This is a genomic window from Haladaptatus sp. CMAA 1909 (assembly GCF_043952005.1).
GTDB lineage: Archaea > Halobacteriota > Halobacteria > Halobacteriales > Haladaptataceae > Haladaptatus.
The window spans coordinates 38,967-57,993 of record NZ_JBIOAV010000005.1 but is presented as its reverse complement, the minus strand read 5'-3'; the positions used below and the strand labels follow the sequence as shown (position 1 = coordinate 57,993).

Here is a 19,027-nt window from a genome sequence, read left to right as displayed (position 1 = left end):
GGGCGAGAACAGAACGACAGTCCCTATGCGAAAACAGCAACCGAAGAACAGAGACCAACGCGGGATGGGACAGTCCGGAAGTGCGAATAGAAGACCGAAACTCCGAGCGACCTAGCTTCCCAAAGGTGGTGCTGACAACAGAAGGTAGAGGGACAGCCACACTGAGAACCAGGGACAGTCAATGAGAGTGAGCCAAACACGGACAGTGTAGCGGGAGCGAGAAGGGTGGCTGAAAACGAGAGATGCACAGTACGACGAGGAACAAGCTAGGCGACAGTACCGACAGCAAGGATGGGGCAGCGTTACGAGAGGGTGACAGCCACTAGGACGAGAAGACCTCGAGGAGCGGTCCACCCAAACACCGAGTGACGAGGTACGAGACACAACGGCTGTGAGATAGCACAGGACAGTCATCAAGAGCGACGAGTTCTGACAGTCCCTCTCCCCGGACAAGCTGATGAAATCCGATGAGCGGCGATAGTGGGGTGCCAGTGGTAGTACTGATTGGGGTGCCCACTGTCTTCACGCAGATTTGGGTGCCAACACGGGTGCATTAGTGGGGGTTCCACTAGAGGAGACACCGAGGTTTCAATGAACGAGTGATTAGCAGTCAAGCACTGCGAGACTTTCTACGAGAGATGAGCGCAGCTAACCCAGCGTTGCTTTATACTAACTCTAGACTGTCCGTTTCCGACCAGCAGAATAGACGTTGGGAGTCTTACAGCCCGTGGGACTGTCATCCTGGCACTAGCGGGTGATGGTCATATCCATGACAACCGGGGAGACTGTCCAACGTGCTACAGCGAGTTTGAAGTGGACTGGTTGCGGCCAACGGACTGTCTTCCGTGAATCAGCCCCTGGACTGTCATTGGTATGGGTCAATGGGACTGTCTGTGAGAGTGAAAGTGATTGTGGAAGGAGAGTGCCCCTATCTATAGTGTACTGGTGAGTTACTCCGGAAATGTGGTGTGGTAATAGTGGACTGTCAAGCTGACTGATGCTGGTTGTCTGTGATATTGGTTTTCACTTGAAAGACGGGGTGGTTGACGTCAGGATGGATTCTCTGTTTCTGCTGGCCGACTGTCCACTTGGTAGATGATCTATTCCTTAGTCGTCGAACTCCGCGGCAGTTACCGTCTCGAGAAACTCGACACTGGCATACCGATATTCAACGTCGTTTGTGAATCCATGGCTGGGAAGCAGTGATTCTGCAGCCCATCCTGCTGGTTTGTCCGTGGTTAGCAAGACAACGGAGCTTGCTTGTCCGGTGTCGAAGAGCTGTGCTGCGAGGCCAATAAGTGCAGTATCCGTCTTTTCGATTGTATCCTCAGGTCGGTCCGTGTCGTTCGCAATAAACCGTCGAGCCGTATCCATCACCCGCGAAACTTGTGAATTAGTGTAATCGAGTTCATCCGCAATTTGGATCCATCCTTCGTCAACCCCCTCTTGTCAACGACTGTTGCTTGATGGATAGGCTTCGTCGTCAGGATCACCACCGAGTTCTTCATATACTCGACGAGGAACGAGCAGCGAGATTCCTGCTTGTCGGACAGCGCGGCGAAGCCGTTGATACTTCTCGTTGTCCGGGCCACCACACCGGACGAATACACCCGTGTCTGCGATGTACGTCGTCATTCGTCGTCGGAGTGGGCACGGATGACCGGTTCAAGGGCCTGCAAGATGATTTCTGCTTCGAGTGGCGACAGATCCAGTTCACGGGCCATGATTCGGTGATTGACGGTGCCATCCACGAACTCACGAGCATACTCTAGGGCAGTTGCGAGACCATCGATACCATGACGGTCAATGTAGACGTCGATATCCTCGTTTTCTGTGCGTTGTGCGGCGGCGTCCACGAGTTCGTCCGTGATGGTTCGCGTCTCGCCGTCTGTCGTGAGTGTGATCGAGAGCGGTTCGGCTTCGAATTCGTAAGGGCGGTTGTCTTCTCGCTTCGTCAGTAGTCCTGCACCTTCGAGTGTTCGCACGTAGTCGTAGGCGGTTCCCTGTGGAACGTCGAGTTCAGTGACGAAGTCCGCGACAGTAGCGCCGTCAGAACGGAGTGCATAGGTGTAGATTTGTGCCAGTGTCGGATTCTCCAGTAGTTCGACGACTGTTTGGAGTTGCGCAATTGGTATCGAATCGGTGGAGGCAGCAGACTGTGCCATCGTAGTTATGAATTATGCATAATTCGTAATAGCTCTTCTGCTTGGGGTGTGTTACAGAGAGTTAGTATGAACTACTAACCAACGCAGGCTCTTCTATGAACGAGGGGCGATAGCAAGAACTCAGGCAGAAAGCAGCGGGCCGTGAGAATCTTCCTCGTATTTACTGCTTATCGCGAGAATTACTCAAACGAGAATTGGTTAGTGGCTGTCGCCCTGCTCAACGCGAATTGCACCGCCGCACTCACCACAACTGTATTGCTCTGGGTTTCGCACCGTCTTCGACCGACGATACCGGGCAATCCGTCCGCTGCAGTCCTCGCAGGCGAGCCGCCACTTGGGCGTAGTGAAGCGTTCGCAGTGCTGGGCAGTATCGAGATCGTCCGTCCAACGGGTGAACGTTCGCCCGTGGTCCGCGTCGCCGAACTTGTGATACTGCCATGCGTGGATGAGTTCGTGGCGGACGGTAGAACTGAATTGCTCCTATCCGTGTTGTTGGTAAGCCATCCAGGTCAGCGCAATCGTGATCTCCTCTGTTACAGGGTCGTACTTCGTGACGCCTGCCTGTCGTTGGGCTCGATGTGAAATCACCCAGTCGATTGTTTCGACCGGCAGGTCAGGGAAATACTCGGTGGTCACATTCATTGCATGCTGTTGTGCTCGGTCGAGGAGGGCCGTCGGTGTCTCGGGTGTATCGTCGGTCACAGTGCTTGCGCTTTCCGTCAGCGTTCGCTGGTTGGTCATCTCTGAGAGCGGTGCCTGTTAGCCAGAGTTAGCGATGTGAACCTTGCTCGCGTAGATGGCTTAGTAATCCCCGAAATATATCTTAACCAGATTTCAAACGCTATTTTTCACCCCATGGACCAATCCCGGCGTATATATTCGAAGCGGTTGTATAGATAGATGGGATGAGGGGGAATAGACGACCACAAACTGGAGAAAAAGACCAGCGGGTTCTGAAGGCATCTCGTCTCCGAACTGACGGAGGGGAGAGCGAAGATGAATCTGCAGAAAGAGAGGACTCGAACACCGAAGAGTCAAATGTTCTCTACCTTGATTTGAAGGGACTCTTTCTCGACCTTCTCGGGCTCGAGATAGATCTCGACGAAGTCGAGCTTTCTATCACCGCGATTCCTGGACCTAGCCGATTGCTGGGAAACCTACTTTCGGCACTGACCAAATTATTGGATAAAGGGCCATTTGAGCGCCTCAAAAACGTCTTACAGCATTTTAAACCGCCATCGATCTCTGATGTCCTACCTGGTAAAAGCATACTACCAAACATTGTCTACAAAGTCATCAACAAGCTACTTGGCACGAATTTCGGCGTAGCTGATGAAGACGAGCAGTCGAAAGAAACCGAGGAGGAAGTGGAAGATGAGGATCATGGCACAGAGGAAATTGAAGACAAGAAACTATCCTCAGATTCGATTGAAGAGATGTCTGATGAGGAGTTACAATCGTTTGCGAGTGAGGTCGTTGAGCAACTCGAGGGACGGTCAAATGCAGAAGGACAGTGAACCACGAAGAGTGCAACTGGAAAGTTTCTTATTATGAAATAAAGGGGGCCAGTCCACTTGTGTGCCGATTACGCCTCCCGCCAGAGGATTGTGTCGGGGTAGCGACGAACCGGGTCATCTAATCGTCTTCCAGTTCACAATCGTGCGTAAAGGGAAGAGCAAGGGGCCTCGTTCTGTACATCCCACGGAAGGTACTCAGGACAACAACCGTCGCAGATGGCCAGTAATAGAGCACAATTCGTATAGCTTTGCGGACAATATAGATGATGATGTCAGACTCGGATTCGGACTTGGACCGAGAGACTGTTCGTGATGCCGTTGAAAGTTCTCGAAGTGGTGCTCCTGCAGTTGGATCAGTGGTTCGAGATCGTTTTTCTTCAGACGAAATCTTTCAACGGATTATTGCCGCAGCAGATGAGGAAATAACGTCAAGCTCTCGTGAATTATTCTTCGGTGCTCTCGCAGGAGGATTTGCGATAACAATCACGTTTCTTCTCTATTCGTCAATGACTGCTACGATGGGCGGTAATCCACTCTTTAGTGCACTACTGTATCCACTTGGATTCATTTACATCATACTCGGTGGGTATCAGCTATATACCGAAAACACACTCCCGCCAGTCGCTTTGACGATCGAACGACTAGCAAGTATTCCAGCTCTATTACGTCACTGGCTTATCGTACTATCCGGTAACTTTGCAGGAGGTGCCATCGGAGCAATCGCACTCACGTGGGGTGGTGTCTTTTCTCCCGAGGCAACAGCCGCGGCTCTCCACCACGCCGAAAACGGGATCAAGACGCCACCATCATCGTTGTTTTTTAAAGCGGTTTTTGCTGGGTTAATAGTCGCTGGAGTTGTTTGGGTAGTCTACGCCTCTCGTGATACGATTTCACGGTTAGTGGTTGTGTATTTAGCGTTCCTTGCGATCCCATTAGGCGGCCTTTTTCACGTTGTCGTCTCTTTCACTGAAATGACCTACTTAGTGCTGGCAGGAGATATTGGAATCACTATTGGACTCACTCAGTTCGTGATTCCAGTTCTACTCGGCAATACAGTAGGGGGTGTTGTATTGGTAACCGTGGTCAACTACTTCCAAACGAGCGAACGTCGACTCGAAGCAGCTCGATTCGAAGGCATCGATCGTCAGCTTTCGATTCGAGAGTGGTTTCTCGGAGATCTCGTTGGACGGTCGTATGTATCTATGATTGACACTAGTGAAACGACTGCATCCAATAATGATTCTTACCGGATTTTGGTCCCAATCGAGAATCCTCGTACCGAATTAGAAGTGGTAAATCTAGCAAGTACTCTCGCTAGTCGATGGGAGTCTGTGGTGATCCATGTGGTCCATATCGTTCAAACACCCCTCCGTGCCTCGATGAGCTACGATCATGATCAGCAAGACCGTATTATTGCTGAATCTGATGCACAGATGGAAGGTGTTCGTGATACTGTTGACTCTTATGATATTTCCTGCAAGACGTCTACAGTCGTTTCTCATCGTTCATTTCAGGAAGTATTTGATACTGCCGAACGTGAGCACGCAAATCTTGTCGTGATGGGATGGGATACAGATCGACTATGGGGGGAGGCACGCGCAGAAAAGCCGATCGACGAATTAACGAAACATCTTCCATGTGATTTTCTCGTATTAAAGGGCCAGGAGCTGGACGCTTCGAGGATTTTGTTACCTACTGCAGGTGGTCCTAATTCGAAACTAGGTGCGGAAGTAGCACGGGATCTCATGTCTGCTCTCGGATCCACAGTGACCCTGTTACACGTTGTGGATGGGCCCAACGAACGTGACTCCGGTGAACAGTTTCTCTCTGACTGGGCAACAGAACACGAATTGGACACTGCTTCTCTCGTCATAGACGATACTGGGGATGTTGGCAAGGCGATAAAACGGGAATCAAATGACAATACATTAGTGATCGTCGGAGCAACAGAGGAAGGACTACTTTCGCGGCTCGTGAGAAATACGTTACACCATGACGTTCTCAATGAAGTCGATTGTTCCATGTTGCTAGCAGAGCGACCAAGCCATCGAACAATCATCAAACGATTATTCGGTAGAAAATGAATGTTGGCTCTCGTTCGAAAAATATACCTCATAGAATCCAGTAGACTCGGTTACGATTGAGAAGGGATCACCATTCTATATTCTTAATCAAGATACGCCAATTACTGATCAACCGATATTAGGACAGCATTTGAATAATCCACATCACACCATATCCAACACCGATTGCAAGGACAAGTGACCCAACCCACGCGATCACTGTATAAAGCATCTTCTGCGTACTCATGCCTGCTCCACCTGCTACGAACCCACTTCCAACAACTGCACTCACAATGACTTCGTTAAATGATACAGGGATTCCAAATAAGACAGCAGCTTGGGCGATTGCAAACGATGGAATCAGTGCAGCAATCGACCGTCGAGGACCGAGTGAGGAGTAATCCTGTGCAATCGCTTTGATCATCCTCGGTGCACCCATCCACGAGCCAACCAAAAGTCCAACTCCACCGAATAGAAGCAATACTACCAGCGGTACTGTAAACGAAAGTGAGGTATCGTTGAATGCTGCAATCAACGGACCCACAGCGAGACCAACTTGGCTACCTCCCGCTGAAAAAGCGACTAGTCCGCCAAGTGCCAAGAGGAAGTGCTGCAGCGCACCTTCGATATCAGAATGGAGATCCCAAAGAAGTAGGAGTCCGGAAAGTATCGCAATGACCAATGAAACAAGGACTTCTCCGACGAGAAGGGGCAATGGAGTTTCCATTGCAACGACCATGGCGATCGACGCACCACTTGGAGAGGTTCCGAGAAGAGTAAAGGGAATATTAGCGAGAACAAGGCCGACGATTCCACCAAGAACTGGAATACTGTAGCGTTCGGGGAGGTTCTCGTTCCGAAGTGCGCGTGCTGTGATATATGCTACTCCACCACCAACAAAGGGAATGAGCACCCACAACGTAGCAATCTCGATATATGCTGGCCACACAGGAGTTCCACCTAGCCCAAGCCCAACGCCGATCACTGCTCCGGTCACAGTAAACGCTGTTGCAATAGGGTAGCCCGTGAAGATCCCGATTACCACAAGACTAGCAGCAAGCAACAGGAGGACTGTTGCTGCTGAGGCAGTGAGCGAGAGACCACCAACGAGATCGGTACCGACCGCGTCTGCGACATTTGCACCTTGGAGTACCGCACCAAGGAGTCCAAAAATCCCGACAAAAAACGCAGCCCGCATTACCGAAAGAGCGTTAGCTCCGACTGCTGGAGCAAAGGGGGTCGATCCTGACGAGCCGGCGCCGATCGTCCAAGCCATAACGAAGCTTGCACCGGCCGCGATGATGAGAATCAACAATTGCCCGAAGTCTACCATCTGTAGCACATCTAGACGGCAATGAAGAGCATTAGGTTTGTGTCAGCCATATCTCTTTTTCATGGGTACTCTTTTGGACTGAAAATCGTGACGCCCGCCTGTCGTTGGGCTCGGTGTGAAATTTCCCAGTCGATCGTTTCGACCGGCAGATCGGGAAGTGTTCAGCGGCGACGTTCGTTGCGTGTTGTTATGCTCGGTCGAGGAGGGCCGTCAGTGTCTCGGGGGTATCGTCGTAAATGTATCTGGATCGGATCCTACAAACACAAAGACGAAGTAGTGTCAACACGAATGTCAACGTACGATGGGCATCGCAAACGATCAGATTCGCGTTAGCGATACAGTAAAGCGGGAATTAGAACGCCGGAAACGAGAGGGAGAGAGCTTCAACGACGTTCTTGAGCGTATGCTCGGCGACAACAGCGGTGATTTCGGTGATGGATTTGGTCGCTGGTCGGACGAAGAGGCTGAACGCGTCCGTGAGGGTCGCAAACAGGGCAAAGAGAAGCGAAAGGCACGGATGCAACGACTTGGTAGAGGCGACGCGTGAAGGTTCTCGACACATCGTTTCTAATCGACTACCTTGCAGGAGTTGCGTCTACCAAGACGTTCTACGAGGAAGCGGGTGGTGCGGATGAGCAGTGGATCATTCCTCTTGTTGCGTATGCCGAGGTGCTTGTAGGAGCGGGCAACCTTCCGAATGGTGATGTCGACGGTGTGCGTGCTGATCTCGCCTGGGGGGAAGTATATGTTATCGACGAGCGGATAGCGATTGCCGCAGGGAAAATTGCAGACGAGATAGCACCCGGTGGCCCGTATCTTGACGGACCTGATGCTCTTATTGCTGCGGTTGGTCGTGAACTCGATGCACCAGTAGTTTCTGGAGACGGTGACTTGACTCATGAAGAGACACAGAAAGTGATTGACATCGAAGAGTACCGATAAGTCTCTTGTGAAGGTCGTTAGTCGCTGCATTTACACCTTCGGTGAGCGTTCGCTAGTCGGCGATATCCGAGAACGCCAATTAACGGACATGGATAAAAAAGAACTGAAGCGGTGGTTAGTTCGGCAGTTCTGTTCGTCCTGTTCTTACGCATGGCCAGCACGGGAAGTCACCGAGGCCGTCACAGTCGCAGTCCTCTGACTTGGCATCGTCGTCCTCGGACGGGAATGCCTCAAGCGTCCCATCGTCGGTTGCGGTTTCGACGGCGGCCATGTGTTTGCAGTAGGCGTTGCGGTGGACGTAATGCGGACACGTGCAGGCCATCAGTTTCTCAGTCACGTCATCGATGGAGACGGTGTACTGGTGGTCTGCGGGGTTCTCGTGGCTCTCATTGGTGGCTTCAGCGAGTCCGGGGACATCGACATTGAAGGTAAATTGGTCGGCCTGTGCGCGTTTTGGTGCCGTCTCGATAATTTCAGGGTTTGCGGTCAGATCAGTCTCCATACGGGCCTTTGTCGCCACCAAAGCCCATCTCCATCATATTACATTCGCCATTTGTATCGATGAGGAGCCTCTCCTGATAACCCACAGGTGCCGTCATCATTGTACTTACACCGTGTACAGCGACATTCCAGCGATTTTGTTGTGTCTCGGTGTGCCATATAGACTGTTGCCAGACCTATTTAGACACGGTGGATGTTTCATGGAGAAACTGATTCTTTCTCCGAGTCGATTAGCCGGATTGCGAGTACTGGAGCTTCAGCACGTCGAATGACTTTCTCAGTAACGCTGCGCCGAAGTGCCCGTCGAAATCCGCTTCGCCCATGTGTTCCCATCACGATCAAATCGATATCCTGGTCGGCGGCGTATTGCAAAATCGCTCGGTGTGGTTTGCCCTCTGCAATTGATCCAGTTGTGGTTCGAATGTCACGATGTTTGGCTTGCTCAACAATGTCTTCGACCATTTGTTTGGATTCTATTTTGAACTCTTCATACATCGCTGCACGCTTCTCATCGAGATCTGATTCGTCGGTGTCGACAACGGAAATAGTGTGAAGAGCTGCATTGTATTGCTCGGCTAGCTCTAATGCGTAGGGAATTGCATTCTGTGCGGTGTCGCTGCCATCAATTGGTAAGAGGAGCGCGGAGAACATAATAGGTAGTATGTACGTGCTTCATTAGCATAGTCATTTCGATGAGAATGTTTGATTGTCACACCCCTATCTGATTATAAGCTGTACTGTTTTCGAACGATGAGGAGTTCATTAGATATGATCGCTCATCTTGTTAATGATACTTCAGGGATACAATGTCAGTTGTTGATTCCGAGTGACTCCGACCCCACTTATAAACGGCTGGGAAATACCAGGATGAGGGATAGCTGTTCTCAACACGTAGGACTTCTCACCATGGAAGAAAGCGTCTCAGGGTTTAAAGAAGAAGGCGGATGGGTCACGACCGTCGAGCATGGAGAACGTATCACGGCGGCGTTAGAAGAGGAGGGGATTGATGACCCAAATCTCGACGAGTGGAACGAATGGCGACCGAAAGCAGAAGAACGGTTTTGTGAAGAGATCAACGAGAAAACTGCCGAGCAGGCGAGTACAGACGAAGGAGATGGTGAGAAAGCAGGGAAAACACCCGCCGATGATCTCGGTACCGCTGGTGAAAATATCGGTGATTCGATTTCAGAGCTTGCAGAGGGAGATATAGAAGATGCTACTGAAGAAGGACAAGATGCGGTGGAGCACGCGACTCGTGCAGTCGACTCGACAGCGAGAAAGAGCCTTCGTGCAGTCGAAAGTACGGTATATAAACATATCATGACAAAAGTCTCTCCTTGTTATTTCGATAATCCACTCATCAGCGCGAACTTAGATAGAATTCAATCTGGGAGGCCGAAGTATCGTTTTGAAGTGAATGTCAACGACGACGATCTTAAGCAACGGGTGAGTGACCGGCTTGCAACATATGAAGACGACATTGACCGGTGGAGAATCGAGACCGAAAAGAATATCGAACAAATTACGGTCTCCGAAGGTATCGAGTCCGTCACTGAAGATAAATAAGAACAGTGATAAAAATCGGATTGATAAAATATTGTTATCTCGGTGTTCACTGAAGCGCTCTTATTATCTCGATGAGAAATCTATGATTCTCTATGGGAGTCGTTGTAGAGGCCGAAGTCCCATCGAACGAATTCGCACTCCAAAAGACGATTACTGAACTTGATGATTTGGAATTCGAGGTCGAACGAATTGTCGCACATGATCCCGATCAACTCATGCCGTTTGTCTGGGTGAGTGCAGACAAAACGGATAGTGAACTAATTCAAACAACACTAGAAAACGATCCGAGTACGGCAAACGTCGAACTCCTCGTTGATCTCGATGACGAATGGTTGTATCAGATGAATTGGGTTGACTCCATTCAAACGCTTGTCCAGATTATCGTCGAAGAGGAGGGCACCATTTTAGCAGCGTTTGGACGCGAAGGAACATGGCATCTCCGCGCACTCTTTCCAGAACGCGGTGCAATATCAAGGACAAATCAGTATTGTACAGACAACGACCTCACGTTCGATATCAAGCGGATGTATCGATTAGATGAGGGAGAACAAGGACGATTTGGACTCACTGACCAACAGCAAGAAACCCTTGAAACGGCATTTGAGAACGGCTATTTTGAGATACCTCAGGCGATAACAATGGATGAACTTGCAAAGGAACTCGAGATCTCTCCACAGGCACTCTCCGAACGGCTTCATCGCGCACATAAGAATTTGATCAAAAATGCAATCATGGTTGGGCGCGGTGCAGAAGGCGAAGGGAATAAATCTTGATCACTCACACCTCTCTCGAAAGGCGAGGTTTCGAAAGTATTGTCGCCGTCTCTTCCAACTCCCAGCGACAAGTTCAAGAAGAGTTCAGCAGCGAAATTCGCCGCGTGTGTTCGCACTCAGTCGATCAGGACCGTTGGTGTTTCGGAGGCATCATCGGTCGTTGTATCGGTACTGTCGTCAGCGTTCGCTAGCCAGTTAAATTCGAGAACGTCAATAGGCGAATCATGGATAAAAAACGGAAGCAGGAGTTAGTTCGGTAGTTCCTTCCGCCCCGTTCTCACACACGGCCAGCACGGGAACCCGGTGAGGCCCTCACAATCGCAGTCTTCCGGTTCGGTCCCGTTGTCGTCCTCTGGGTGGAAGGGGTCAAGCGTCCCGTCGTCGGTTGCGGTTTCGACGGCGGCCATGTGTTTGCAGAAGGCATTGTGATGGACATGATGCGGGCATGTGCACGCCATCAGATCGTCCACCGTGACGACGTTATTAGCCATCTAAATTTCAAAAGGTGCCATGCATGACGGATCGACCTAGCCGTGTTCAGTTGATCTAAGCTATTTCATCTAATGATAGAGCCAATTCCGGCGTATTCAGTCGGTTTGTCACTCGGTAGTTACTGTTGATCAGTTGGTCGGATGAGTATTTCGTTAACGCTAACGTGTTGGGGTTGGGTAACGGCAAAGACAATTGAGCGAGCAATGTCCTCCGGTTGAAGCGGTTTAATCGAGGTGAACAGGCGGTCTTCGATAGCAGACCGAACTTCGTTATCTGGGATGTGACTACTGAATTCGGTATCAACCGCACCGGGTTCGATCAAGGTCGTTCGAATTCCTTGCGTCGTGACTTCTTGCCGAAGTGCCTCGGTAAACCCGTTGACACCGAACTTCGACGCGTTGTATCCCGACATGTTAGCGGATGCGGTACGACCGGCGGTTGATGAGACGGTAACGATGTGGCCAGCGTCTTGCTCTTGCATAACTGGCAGGACAGCAGTGGTGAGATTCATCACCCCGAGAAGGTTGACCTCAATCATCTGACGGACGTTGCTACGGTGGGCACGTTCGACGGGTTCGATCAACGCGATACCGGCGTTATTCACGAGAATATCGATCGTTTCGAATCGTTCTCGTACCGATTGGACAAGGGTATCGATATCCGCCTCATCGGTCATGTCCGTTGGGATGACAATAGCAGTTGCCCCTGTTGTTTCGATTTCCTTGGCTACTGTCTTCAATTCGGATTCGCGGCGAGCAGCAAGAACGACGTTTGCACCCTGCTCGGCCAGCGCCTTGGCAGTTGCCGCGCCGCTTCCGGACGACGCACCGGTGACGATCGCTACCTGTCCATCGAGGATACCGAATGACTCTGTCGACATCGAGTAGAATGAGGGCCGTGAGTCGCTTGGCTTCAATGCTGATTGGTACGGGTCTTTAAGTCAGATTGGCCACCAAGCGTATTGGTGAGAAGTTGTGATTCGCCTCGTCGGAGCAACTCGGAGACCGAAGTTGAACTGATCTCTAACTCTTTAGCAAGTTCGGCAGTCGAGATTTGGCGCGGACTTTTGTAGTAGCCACGGGACAACGCAAGCGTCAGTGCCTCATGTTGTCGGTCAGTTAGACCGTACTGTGAGTCATCGGTGAAGATAGTGCCAGTTTGGGTAATCGAAATCAGTTCGACCGAGATATCTCGTTGTACGCAGCGTGTTCGAAAGTCATTGAAGATATCGTAATCTTTGAAGAGTTTGTTTTCCTTCCAACCGTCGGGCGTGACTACCAACGGCTCCAACGGTCCTCCGTCGAACTGCCTGGGATTGAATATCTCTGAGAGTGTCGTCGGGATGTCAACAGCGAGTTTATAGATGTGTTTGTCGACCGTAGTGCCGAGTAGCGTCGCATCCAGTATTTCGTCATGAGCAGTAAGGTCGTCTTCGGATACCGAGTCTTCGCTGTCGAACCTGGCGATGAAAATCCTTACGCCCTTTTTGAGATGGAGTCCATGGACGCACTCGATTTCGTTACTCCGTAGTGACTGGACGACACCGGTAAGTGGAAGTAACGGTGAAATTAGCAGAAACTTTGTCGAGATTGCCATCACCTCCCTTCGGTACCGCTAGTAAATAAACTGTCAAGGTAGTACGAACAGCAGCAGTACGCTATCGCCAGTTGATACATGCTTCCGTGCCCACGAAATCCTCGATGAGGAAGACGAGTGGGCCACAGGACTTCAAGCTGACAAACTAACCTATAGAGGAGTTGAGAGACAAAAAGCTAGAACGGCGGTTAGTTCAGCAGTTTCTTTTATGACGAGAAGTTAGGAAGTTTCTCGGAAGGAGTGGAAACGACTCTTTGAATTTGATCGTGAGCTTGGTTTTCTTCGGTGCCTCGATCGAATCCACCGGACCAATGAGATAGGAGTTCGGTGAGTTTTCGAGAAATCGTTCGTAGCTCCATTTCGCTACGTCGGCCGTGAATTTCTCTCCGTTATGGAATGTGACGCCGTCTTCCAATTGAAACGTGAATTGTGTGGCGTCCTTATTTTTGCTGTACTCTGTTGCCAGATGTGGCACCGGTTTCTTGTCCTCATCGAGTACAAAGAGGGTTTCATGGATTGCCGACAGAATCGTCGATTCGGGGCGTCGGGTAGCCTTTTGCACGTCCAACGTGGAGGCCTTGCTACTCATCCCAACAACGAACGTATCCTTGTCCTTGGTTTTCCCGCTAGATCCATCCTCGTTAGAAGACTTACTGTCGGTACATCCAGCGAGTGCAACACCTATACCGCCGATCCCGATGGTTTTCAAATATGTGCGTCGGGAGAACGGACCATGTTTGTCAATTTCTGCCATGAACAGGAGAAGGAGCCTGGGTAATGAATAATTTTTGCATACCGGAACTATACTATAAATTAGAAATAGTGAGTACAATTCGAGTTAGTTGATGGATGAAATGTAGAAACAAATCGAGTTTAACCTACTACTCGGACGACGTCTTGTAGTCGACAGGGATTACTGTATTCGACGCACATCCTGTCATTCAATTTGACTGAATTTCCAGTGAGGTACAAGCGGCCCCAGAGACTATTTTTGACTACAGAGAAGTAGGCAAAAGCACTCCTGAAGAACAATGGTCCACGCCCTAACTGATGGAGACGATGCTACTCGGAGCCAGCGGAATCCAGCATCGATTCTCAAAAAAAATCTCATCGTTGTCTCTAATCGCCAGCCGTACCAACACCGATATGGAGAGGATGGCCGCATCGAGGTTGACCGGCCAGCCGGCGGACTTACGGCTGCGATAGATCCAGTGATGCAGCAAACCGATGGGACCTGGGTCGCATGGGGTGATGGTGAAGCGGACGCCGAAGTCACAGCTGATGATGGGACGATTCGGCTGCCGCCAGACGAGGAAACGTATACCCTCAAACGCATCTGGCTCTCCGAGGAGGAGGTTAATGGCTACTACTACGGCTACAGCAATCAAACGCTTTGGCCTCTCTGTCATGGCGGTGTCTGGAAACCCGAGTACGAGAACCGCCATTGGGTACGCTATCAACAGATCAACGAGCGATTTGCATCGGCAGTGGCCGAGTACACAACGAGTGACTCACTTGTCTGGTTCCAGGATTACCACTTCGCGCTCGCACCGCGACAACTCCGAAGGGCTGATGACTCCGCATTCATCATGCACTTCTGGCACATTCCATGGCCGAGTTGGGAAACGTTCCAAGCCTGCCCGCAGCAACGGGAGCTGCTCGATGGTCTCTTGGGGAACGACTTGTTAGGGTTTCATATTGAACGCTATTGTGAAAACTTTCTCACATGCGTAGATCGATGTCTGGACGATGCGTTTGTCGACCGCGAGGACGGACAGGTACGCTACGACGGCCGGACCACGACCGTTCGTGCGTTTCCGCTAGGCATCGACGCCGAAGACATACAAGCAACGAGTGAGCATCTCAACGAGACATTTTGGCCGTCGTTCCAGCAAGACCACGGCATTGCACCAAATACTCGTGTCGTGGCGGGAGTTGACCGACTCGATTACACGAAAGGCATCGTTGACCGGCTCAACGCCTTAGAGCGGCTGTGGACAACGAACCCGGACTGGCGTGAAGAGTTCACATACGTCCAGAAGGCTAACGAGAGTCGGTCACTTATCCCGGATTATCAGGATCTCCAGCAGGACGTTGAGGACGCGGTTAATCGCATTAACGACCGATTCGAGACTGACGACTGGCAGCCGGTAGTTTATATTGAAGACTGGATGACCGAGGAGGAACTCGCGGGATTGTACCGCCATAGCGACGCATTGCTCGTCAGTGCAGTTCGTGATGGCATGAACCTCGTCGCTAAGGAATACATCGCTGCCCAGACCGGTGATCCCGGTGTTCTCGTGTTAAGTAACCAAACCGGTGCGCATGAAGAACTCGGTGACCAAGCGGTCACTATCAACCCGCACGAGACAGATACCTTTGCGACTGCTATCACGACCGCTCTAACAATGAACGAGAGAGAGCGACGTGACCGAATGGAGACGCTTCGCCACCGCGTTCAGGCGAACGACCTCTCCGCGTGGATGGCGACGGTCTTCGAGACCGCTCGTGATCTTCAGTAGCCAATTGATGAGTTGCTGCTGCCGTCCACGAGAGAAAAGAATATACCTGAAATCCTTCCTTTTGCACCAATTTTGGAGCGCACCAAGCGCAGTGAAGTAAGTTCTGATCGCGGTAGTCAGTAGTCGATGAAACAGACTAACAGAGTCCGCTCCATTCCTGGGGACGGGAGCACATACTTGCACAGGGTTACAACAGGACTGTCTTTGAACAACGATCGCGGGCGATTTGACCGCTGCAGTCCTCGCACATGAGAATAGCATTCCAAGGAATCACAGTCGACTTGGGTCGGAGTTAGTTGGCCGAGTATAGAGTTGCCACCCAGCGAGTACGAGCACGACGAAAAAAGAGAGTATCGAAACAATGACCAGAAATCCACCCTCTCCTCGAACAACGCGGAAAACCTGAATACCGCCAGCAATACATGCAGATCCGGCGATGAGAAGCTGCTTGCGTCGGGAGAGACCGTTATCGCGATTCATGGAGCTAAAACTTTGTTCCGCTACTAAATCCCTTGTGGGACCGCGTATTCCAAGGTGAGAATCGAGACAGAAGTGTAGTGTGGGAACTCACGCAGGGATTTTCATCCATATTTGACTGGTCTTCCGGCGTGGTGTAATCGCACATGGACCGAACTGTGGGCGATCGATTCGGCGGTCCACGGTACTTGCGAGTAGGTAAAGGGCCTATAGTTGGCCATGCTATTCGGATTTCAATCCCGACCCGACGATTCGGATCACTGCTTCGCCATCTGGAAGGTTCGGTGCATCAACTAACCGGAGAATGCGCTTGTCCCCCTTCGATTTACGGATATAGATACGAACGGTACTGCTATGTCCAAGAATGTGTCCACCAATCGGCTGTGTCGGATCGCCGAAGAACGAGTCCGGATTAGACGATACCTGGTTTGTCACAACGATTACTGCGTTGTGTAGATTTGCGAATTGGATCAGGTCGTGCAGATGCTTGTTGAGTTTCTGTTGACGTTCAGCTAGTTTTCCGCGACCAATGTACTCGGCTCGAAAGTGAGCGGTTAGTGAATCCACACATATCAATCGAACTGGCCAGTCAGTATCGGCATACTCGGTTGCGAGTACCCGTGCCTTTTCCGAGAGGAGGATCTGGTGAGCTGAATTGAACCCTTTTGCGACGTGAATTCGATCCAAAACGTGATTAACTAACTCAGCAAGTGCAGCTTCGTCGGCAACGTCTCCCTCAATGCCTCGATCGAGCATCATAGCGTGGATGACTTCGTCGGGTAACCCTCGCACCATATCGTCGATACGATCCGGACGAAACGTGTCTTCGGTGTCAATGAAAATCGCGCGGCCATGGAGACCCCCGTTGTCCTCGGGAAGCTGGACGTTTACACATAGTTGATGCGTAATCTGTGACTTACCGGAGCCAAACTCACCGTAAAATTCGGTGATTGACTGGGTTTCGATACCCCCGCCGAGCAGTGTGTCAACCGTATCAATCAGTAAGCTGAGTTTTCCGATTTGGTCACGCTGTCGACGCACCGCGATTCCAGTTTCGAAGTCGCCAATGTTGGCGGCCTTCCGTGCTGCCTGAATGATTTCATTGGCAGTGCGTTCACCAATATCTGCGGTGTTAGTGAGCTCGCCAGGGCTCGCAACGGCTAGTGCTTCATAGGAATTGAAACCAGCCTCAAGAAGTTTATCGGCGGTTGTGAGACCAACTCCTGGTAGCTGGTTGAGCTCTGCTGCCATATGTGACCAATGAACACGCATTCGCATAAACCCTCGTTGACAGGAGAGTGGAAGTGAAAATGAACGTGAGAGTGGATTTAGTGCCTGTTTAGAGACACCTGACTTTTGATATTTATCTGTTATATTCGAGAAAATCGAGATCACTTGCTGTAGCTGTCTTCGATAGTATGGTGATCTCGTCACAGCACCTTTCCGCCGTATAGTCGTACTACTGTGTCGATTTTCCAAACGCAAACAGCGTCATCGGCGTTTGATTCGCCGCTCGAGGAGAGAAGAAATCAGTCACGAGGTTGTCATAGAAGGTGAACCCACGACCACCGAGTGCACGGTGTGCATAGGTCGCGAGATACAACCGCCCTAACCCGATGCCGCCTTCTAGCTGGGCCACTCGATACCCTCGGTTCCCGGCAGTCTCGACGATAGAGTCGATATCCGCCATAAGATACACGTTCACCGCAGCGTCCCCAACGACTGGCTGGTCGAGCGCGAGATGCCCTGCGGTTCGTCGGTTGATATCGCTCAGTCGTTCGAGAGTTTGTGCGCCCGGATGATACTGATACGCACCAGATGGAATGTTATCGACAGCGTGAACAAGACAGTAACAATCGACCAATCCGTCAATACGCTCACTATCGAAACAGTCCGTGGGTATCCCACGAAGCGCGCGGTCAAGAATCGTCGCGAACTGCCGCGAACTTATCGAGTCGTGGCTGTACTCTCGGAGTGAGCCCCGACGTTCGATGGTAGACCACACCGGACGACTCGATGCCGTCTCGGAATCGACTGGATCGAGGGAAATCAGTCCGCCATCACCCGAGTCATGGCGTCCGAACGCATCCTTGGACATGTCCTGAACGCGGTCGCGCCACGCCTCCACTGCTTCGCCGTTTCCTAACGTACTCTGCTCCCAAGCGTCGGCCACCAGCGGATACTCGACGGGATCCTGTGAGAGTGGCGTCTCTTCGGGGTTGATGGTTGTGACGGGGGAGGAATCTGGAGCAGGGTCACCGCTCCCGATAGGGACGAGTTCGAGCGGAGCTTCGTCTGTAGGATCGATACCGAGGAGTTGTGCGACCAGGTCGTCCGCGAATCCAGTGATAACTGACGCCTGATGACCATTTCCGTGGGCGACTGCCAATAGATTAGCAAGGATGGTGCCCGAGTCCCAGAACGCGTGGCGATAGGTTCGCTCACGGTATTTCCAGGCGTTGCGCCACCATTCGGAGGTGGCAACGAACGTAATGGGGGCATTAGAGACTGCCGCGTGATTGCTCGTTGTTCGAGCGAGGACGCCTCGAAAATCGCCCTCACGAAGCACGTCGAACGATTCAGTATGGGGATCGAAGTGATAGACGCCAGGGGCAAGCCCGTCGATGTCACCTGTGACAGCATAGAGGTCGACGTGATAGAGCTTTCCCGTACAAGAGGCTGCCCGAAACCGCATCCGTTGACCCTGTCTCTGCAGTTCTTTCGTGATCCCCGTTGCGTAGTGACAGAGTGTGTGGACAGCTTGGGCATCAAGCGAGGATTGAGCGCTATCACGGGGAGTATCGGCCGATGTAGCGATTGTCGATAAGGCAGGTTCGTTCGGCGAGCGTGTCGGTTCTGGGAGTGAACGCTGTGGCAACCTCTTGTACACTTTGTAGGGACGTGGCTTGTTCGCGTAGTTTAGCGAGAACGTATCGCCCTGGATACTCTCGAGAGAGTGGTTCGTTCGCTCGTGATATTCTCGTGCGTCGACCATCGGACAATCAGACGAGGGTCATTAACAAACAGTTTGGGTTGGTTTTGCGAACCTCACGAATCGGTACACAACGTCATTAAGCACG

19 protein-coding genes and 1 pseudogene are annotated in these 19,027 nt (G+C 51.3%); 7 read left to right on the top strand and 13 right to left on the bottom strand.

Annotated elements, in window-relative coordinates; genetic code table 11:
• Window positions 1-1,107: 1,107 nt before the first annotated feature.
• The 4 genes and pseudogenes from ACGYLY_RS26350 to ACGYLY_RS26335 form a co-directional block, all read right to left on the bottom strand.
• A complete protein-coding gene (locus tag ACGYLY_RS26350) occupies window positions 1,108-1,374 on the bottom strand; it encodes a hypothetical protein (RefSeq protein ID WP_395285778.1) in 267 nt (88 codons plus the stop codon).
• Window positions 1,375-1,631: 257 nt separating this feature from the next.
• Window positions 1,632-2,165, bottom strand: a complete 534-nt coding sequence (locus ACGYLY_RS26345; RefSeq protein WP_395285779.1) for a helix-turn-helix domain-containing protein — start codon at window positions 2,163-2,165, stop codon at window positions 1,632-1,634.
• A 198-nt stretch (window positions 2,166-2,363) separates the two neighbouring features.
• Window positions 2,364-2,630, bottom strand: a pseudogene (locus tag ACGYLY_RS26340) (SprT-like domain-containing protein); the annotation flags it as partial.
• Between the two features lie 15 nt (window positions 2,631-2,645).
• Window positions 2,646-2,906, bottom strand: coding sequence for a hypothetical protein (locus ACGYLY_RS26335; protein WP_395285780.1), 261 nt, complete (start codon window positions 2,904-2,906; stop codon window positions 2,646-2,648).
• 164 nt (window positions 2,907-3,070) lie between these two features.
• Here ACGYLY_RS26335 and ACGYLY_RS26330 point away from each other — a divergent pair, with 164 nt between their 5' ends.
• Both ACGYLY_RS26330 and ACGYLY_RS26325 read left to right on the top strand, forming a co-directional pair.
• Window positions 3,071-3,682, top strand: coding sequence for a hypothetical protein (locus ACGYLY_RS26330; RefSeq protein WP_395285781.1), 612 nt, complete (start codon window positions 3,071-3,073; stop codon window positions 3,680-3,682).
• A gap of 269 nt (window positions 3,683-3,951) precedes the next feature.
• Window positions 3,952-5,766, top strand: coding sequence for a formate/nitrite transporter family protein (locus ACGYLY_RS26325; RefSeq protein WP_395285782.1), 1,815 nt, complete (start codon window positions 3,952-3,954; stop codon window positions 5,764-5,766).
• A gap of 118 nt (window positions 5,767-5,884) precedes the next feature.
• Here the strand turns inward: ACGYLY_RS26325 and ACGYLY_RS26320 are convergent, their stop codons facing one another.
• Window positions 5,885-7,078: an anion permease gene (locus tag ACGYLY_RS26320; protein ID WP_395285783.1), complete on the bottom strand. Its 1,194-nt coding sequence runs from the start codon at window positions 7,076-7,078 to the stop codon at window positions 5,885-5,887.
• A 301-nt stretch (window positions 7,079-7,379) separates the two neighbouring features.
• Between ACGYLY_RS26320 and ACGYLY_RS26315 the strand changes: the two genes are divergently transcribed.
• Window positions 7,380-7,625 (top strand): antitoxin VapB family protein, encoded by a 246-nt coding sequence (locus ACGYLY_RS26315; RefSeq protein WP_395285784.1) that lies wholly within the window; start codon window positions 7,380-7,382, stop codon window positions 7,623-7,625.
• On the top strand, window positions 7,622-8,020 hold the full coding sequence (locus ACGYLY_RS26310; protein WP_395285785.1) for a PIN domain-containing protein: 399 nt from the start codon (window positions 7,622-7,624) through the stop codon (window positions 8,018-8,020). Before ACGYLY_RS26315 ends, ACGYLY_RS26310 begins: the two co-directional genes overlap by 4 nt.
• A 115-nt stretch (window positions 8,021-8,135) precedes the next feature.
• Here ACGYLY_RS26310 and ACGYLY_RS26305 read toward each other — a convergent pair whose 3' ends face one another.
• A complete protein-coding gene (locus ACGYLY_RS26305; protein WP_395285786.1) occupies window positions 8,136-8,522 on the bottom strand; it encodes an SWIM zinc finger family protein in 387 nt (128 codons plus the stop codon).
• 197 nt (window positions 8,523-8,719) lie between these two features.
• On the bottom strand, window positions 8,720-9,172 hold the full coding sequence (locus tag ACGYLY_RS26300) for a universal stress protein (protein ID WP_395285787.1): 453 nt from the start codon (window positions 9,170-9,172) through the stop codon (window positions 8,720-8,722).
• Between the two features lie 255 nt (window positions 9,173-9,427).
• Here ACGYLY_RS26300 and ACGYLY_RS26295 point away from each other — a divergent pair, with 255 nt between their 5' ends.
• Together ACGYLY_RS26295 and ACGYLY_RS26290 are read left to right on the top strand one after the other, a co-directional pair.
• Window positions 9,428-10,087 carry a DUF5828 family protein gene (locus tag ACGYLY_RS26295; RefSeq protein WP_395285788.1) on the top strand — a complete coding sequence of 220 codons (660 nt, stop codon included), beginning with the start codon at window positions 9,428-9,430 and terminating at the stop codon, window positions 10,085-10,087.
• 92 nt (window positions 10,088-10,179) lie between these two features.
• Window positions 10,180-10,860 carry a helix-turn-helix domain-containing protein gene (locus ACGYLY_RS26290; RefSeq protein WP_395285789.1) on the top strand — a complete coding sequence of 227 codons (681 nt, stop codon included), beginning with the start codon at window positions 10,180-10,182 and terminating at the stop codon, window positions 10,858-10,860.
• A 248-nt stretch (window positions 10,861-11,108) separates the two neighbouring features.
• Here the strand turns inward: ACGYLY_RS26290 and ACGYLY_RS26285 are convergent, their stop codons facing one another.
• The 4 genes from ACGYLY_RS26285 to ACGYLY_RS26270 all read right to left on the bottom strand — a co-directional run bounded on the left by ACGYLY_RS26285 (window position 11,109) and on the right by ACGYLY_RS26270 (window position 13,702).
• On the bottom strand, window positions 11,109-11,351 hold the full coding sequence (locus ACGYLY_RS26285; RefSeq protein WP_395285790.1) for an SWIM zinc finger family protein: 243 nt from the start codon (window positions 11,349-11,351) through the stop codon (window positions 11,109-11,111).
• Between the two features lie 119 nt (window positions 11,352-11,470).
• Window positions 11,471-12,232: an SDR family oxidoreductase gene (locus ACGYLY_RS26280; protein ID WP_395285791.1), complete on the bottom strand. Its 762-nt coding sequence runs from the start codon at window positions 12,230-12,232 to the stop codon at window positions 11,471-11,473.
• A 32-nt stretch (window positions 12,233-12,264) separates the two neighbouring features.
• Window positions 12,265-12,948, bottom strand: coding sequence for a helix-turn-helix domain-containing protein (locus tag ACGYLY_RS26275; protein ID WP_395285792.1), 684 nt, complete (start codon window positions 12,946-12,948; stop codon window positions 12,265-12,267).
• A 193-nt stretch (window positions 12,949-13,141) separates the two neighbouring features.
• Complete coding sequence (locus ACGYLY_RS26270) at window positions 13,142-13,702, bottom strand: ABC transporter substrate-binding protein (RefSeq protein WP_395285793.1); 561 nt, start codon at window positions 13,700-13,702, stop codon at window positions 13,142-13,144.
• 277 nt (window positions 13,703-13,979) lie between these two features.
• On the opposite strand from ACGYLY_RS26270, the gene ACGYLY_RS26265 reads away from it, so the two are divergent.
• On the top strand, window positions 13,980-15,470 hold the full coding sequence (locus ACGYLY_RS26265; RefSeq protein WP_395285794.1) for a trehalose-6-phosphate synthase: 1,491 nt from the start codon (window positions 13,980-13,982) through the stop codon (window positions 15,468-15,470).
• 699 nt (window positions 15,471-16,169) lie between these two features.
• On the opposite strand, the gene radA is transcribed toward ACGYLY_RS26265, so the two are convergent.
• Together radA and ACGYLY_RS26255 are read right to left on the bottom strand one after the other, a co-directional pair.
• Window positions 16,170-17,198, bottom strand: coding sequence for a DNA repair and recombination protein RadA (gene radA, locus ACGYLY_RS26260; RefSeq protein ID WP_395285795.1), 1,029 nt, complete (start codon window positions 17,196-17,198; stop codon window positions 16,170-16,172).
• 208 nt (window positions 17,199-17,406) lie between these two features.
• A complete protein-coding gene (locus ACGYLY_RS26255; RefSeq protein WP_395285796.1) occupies window positions 17,407-18,942 on the bottom strand; it encodes a SagB family peptide dehydrogenase in 1,536 nt (511 codons plus the stop codon).
• Window positions 18,943-19,027: the final 85 nt, after the last annotated feature.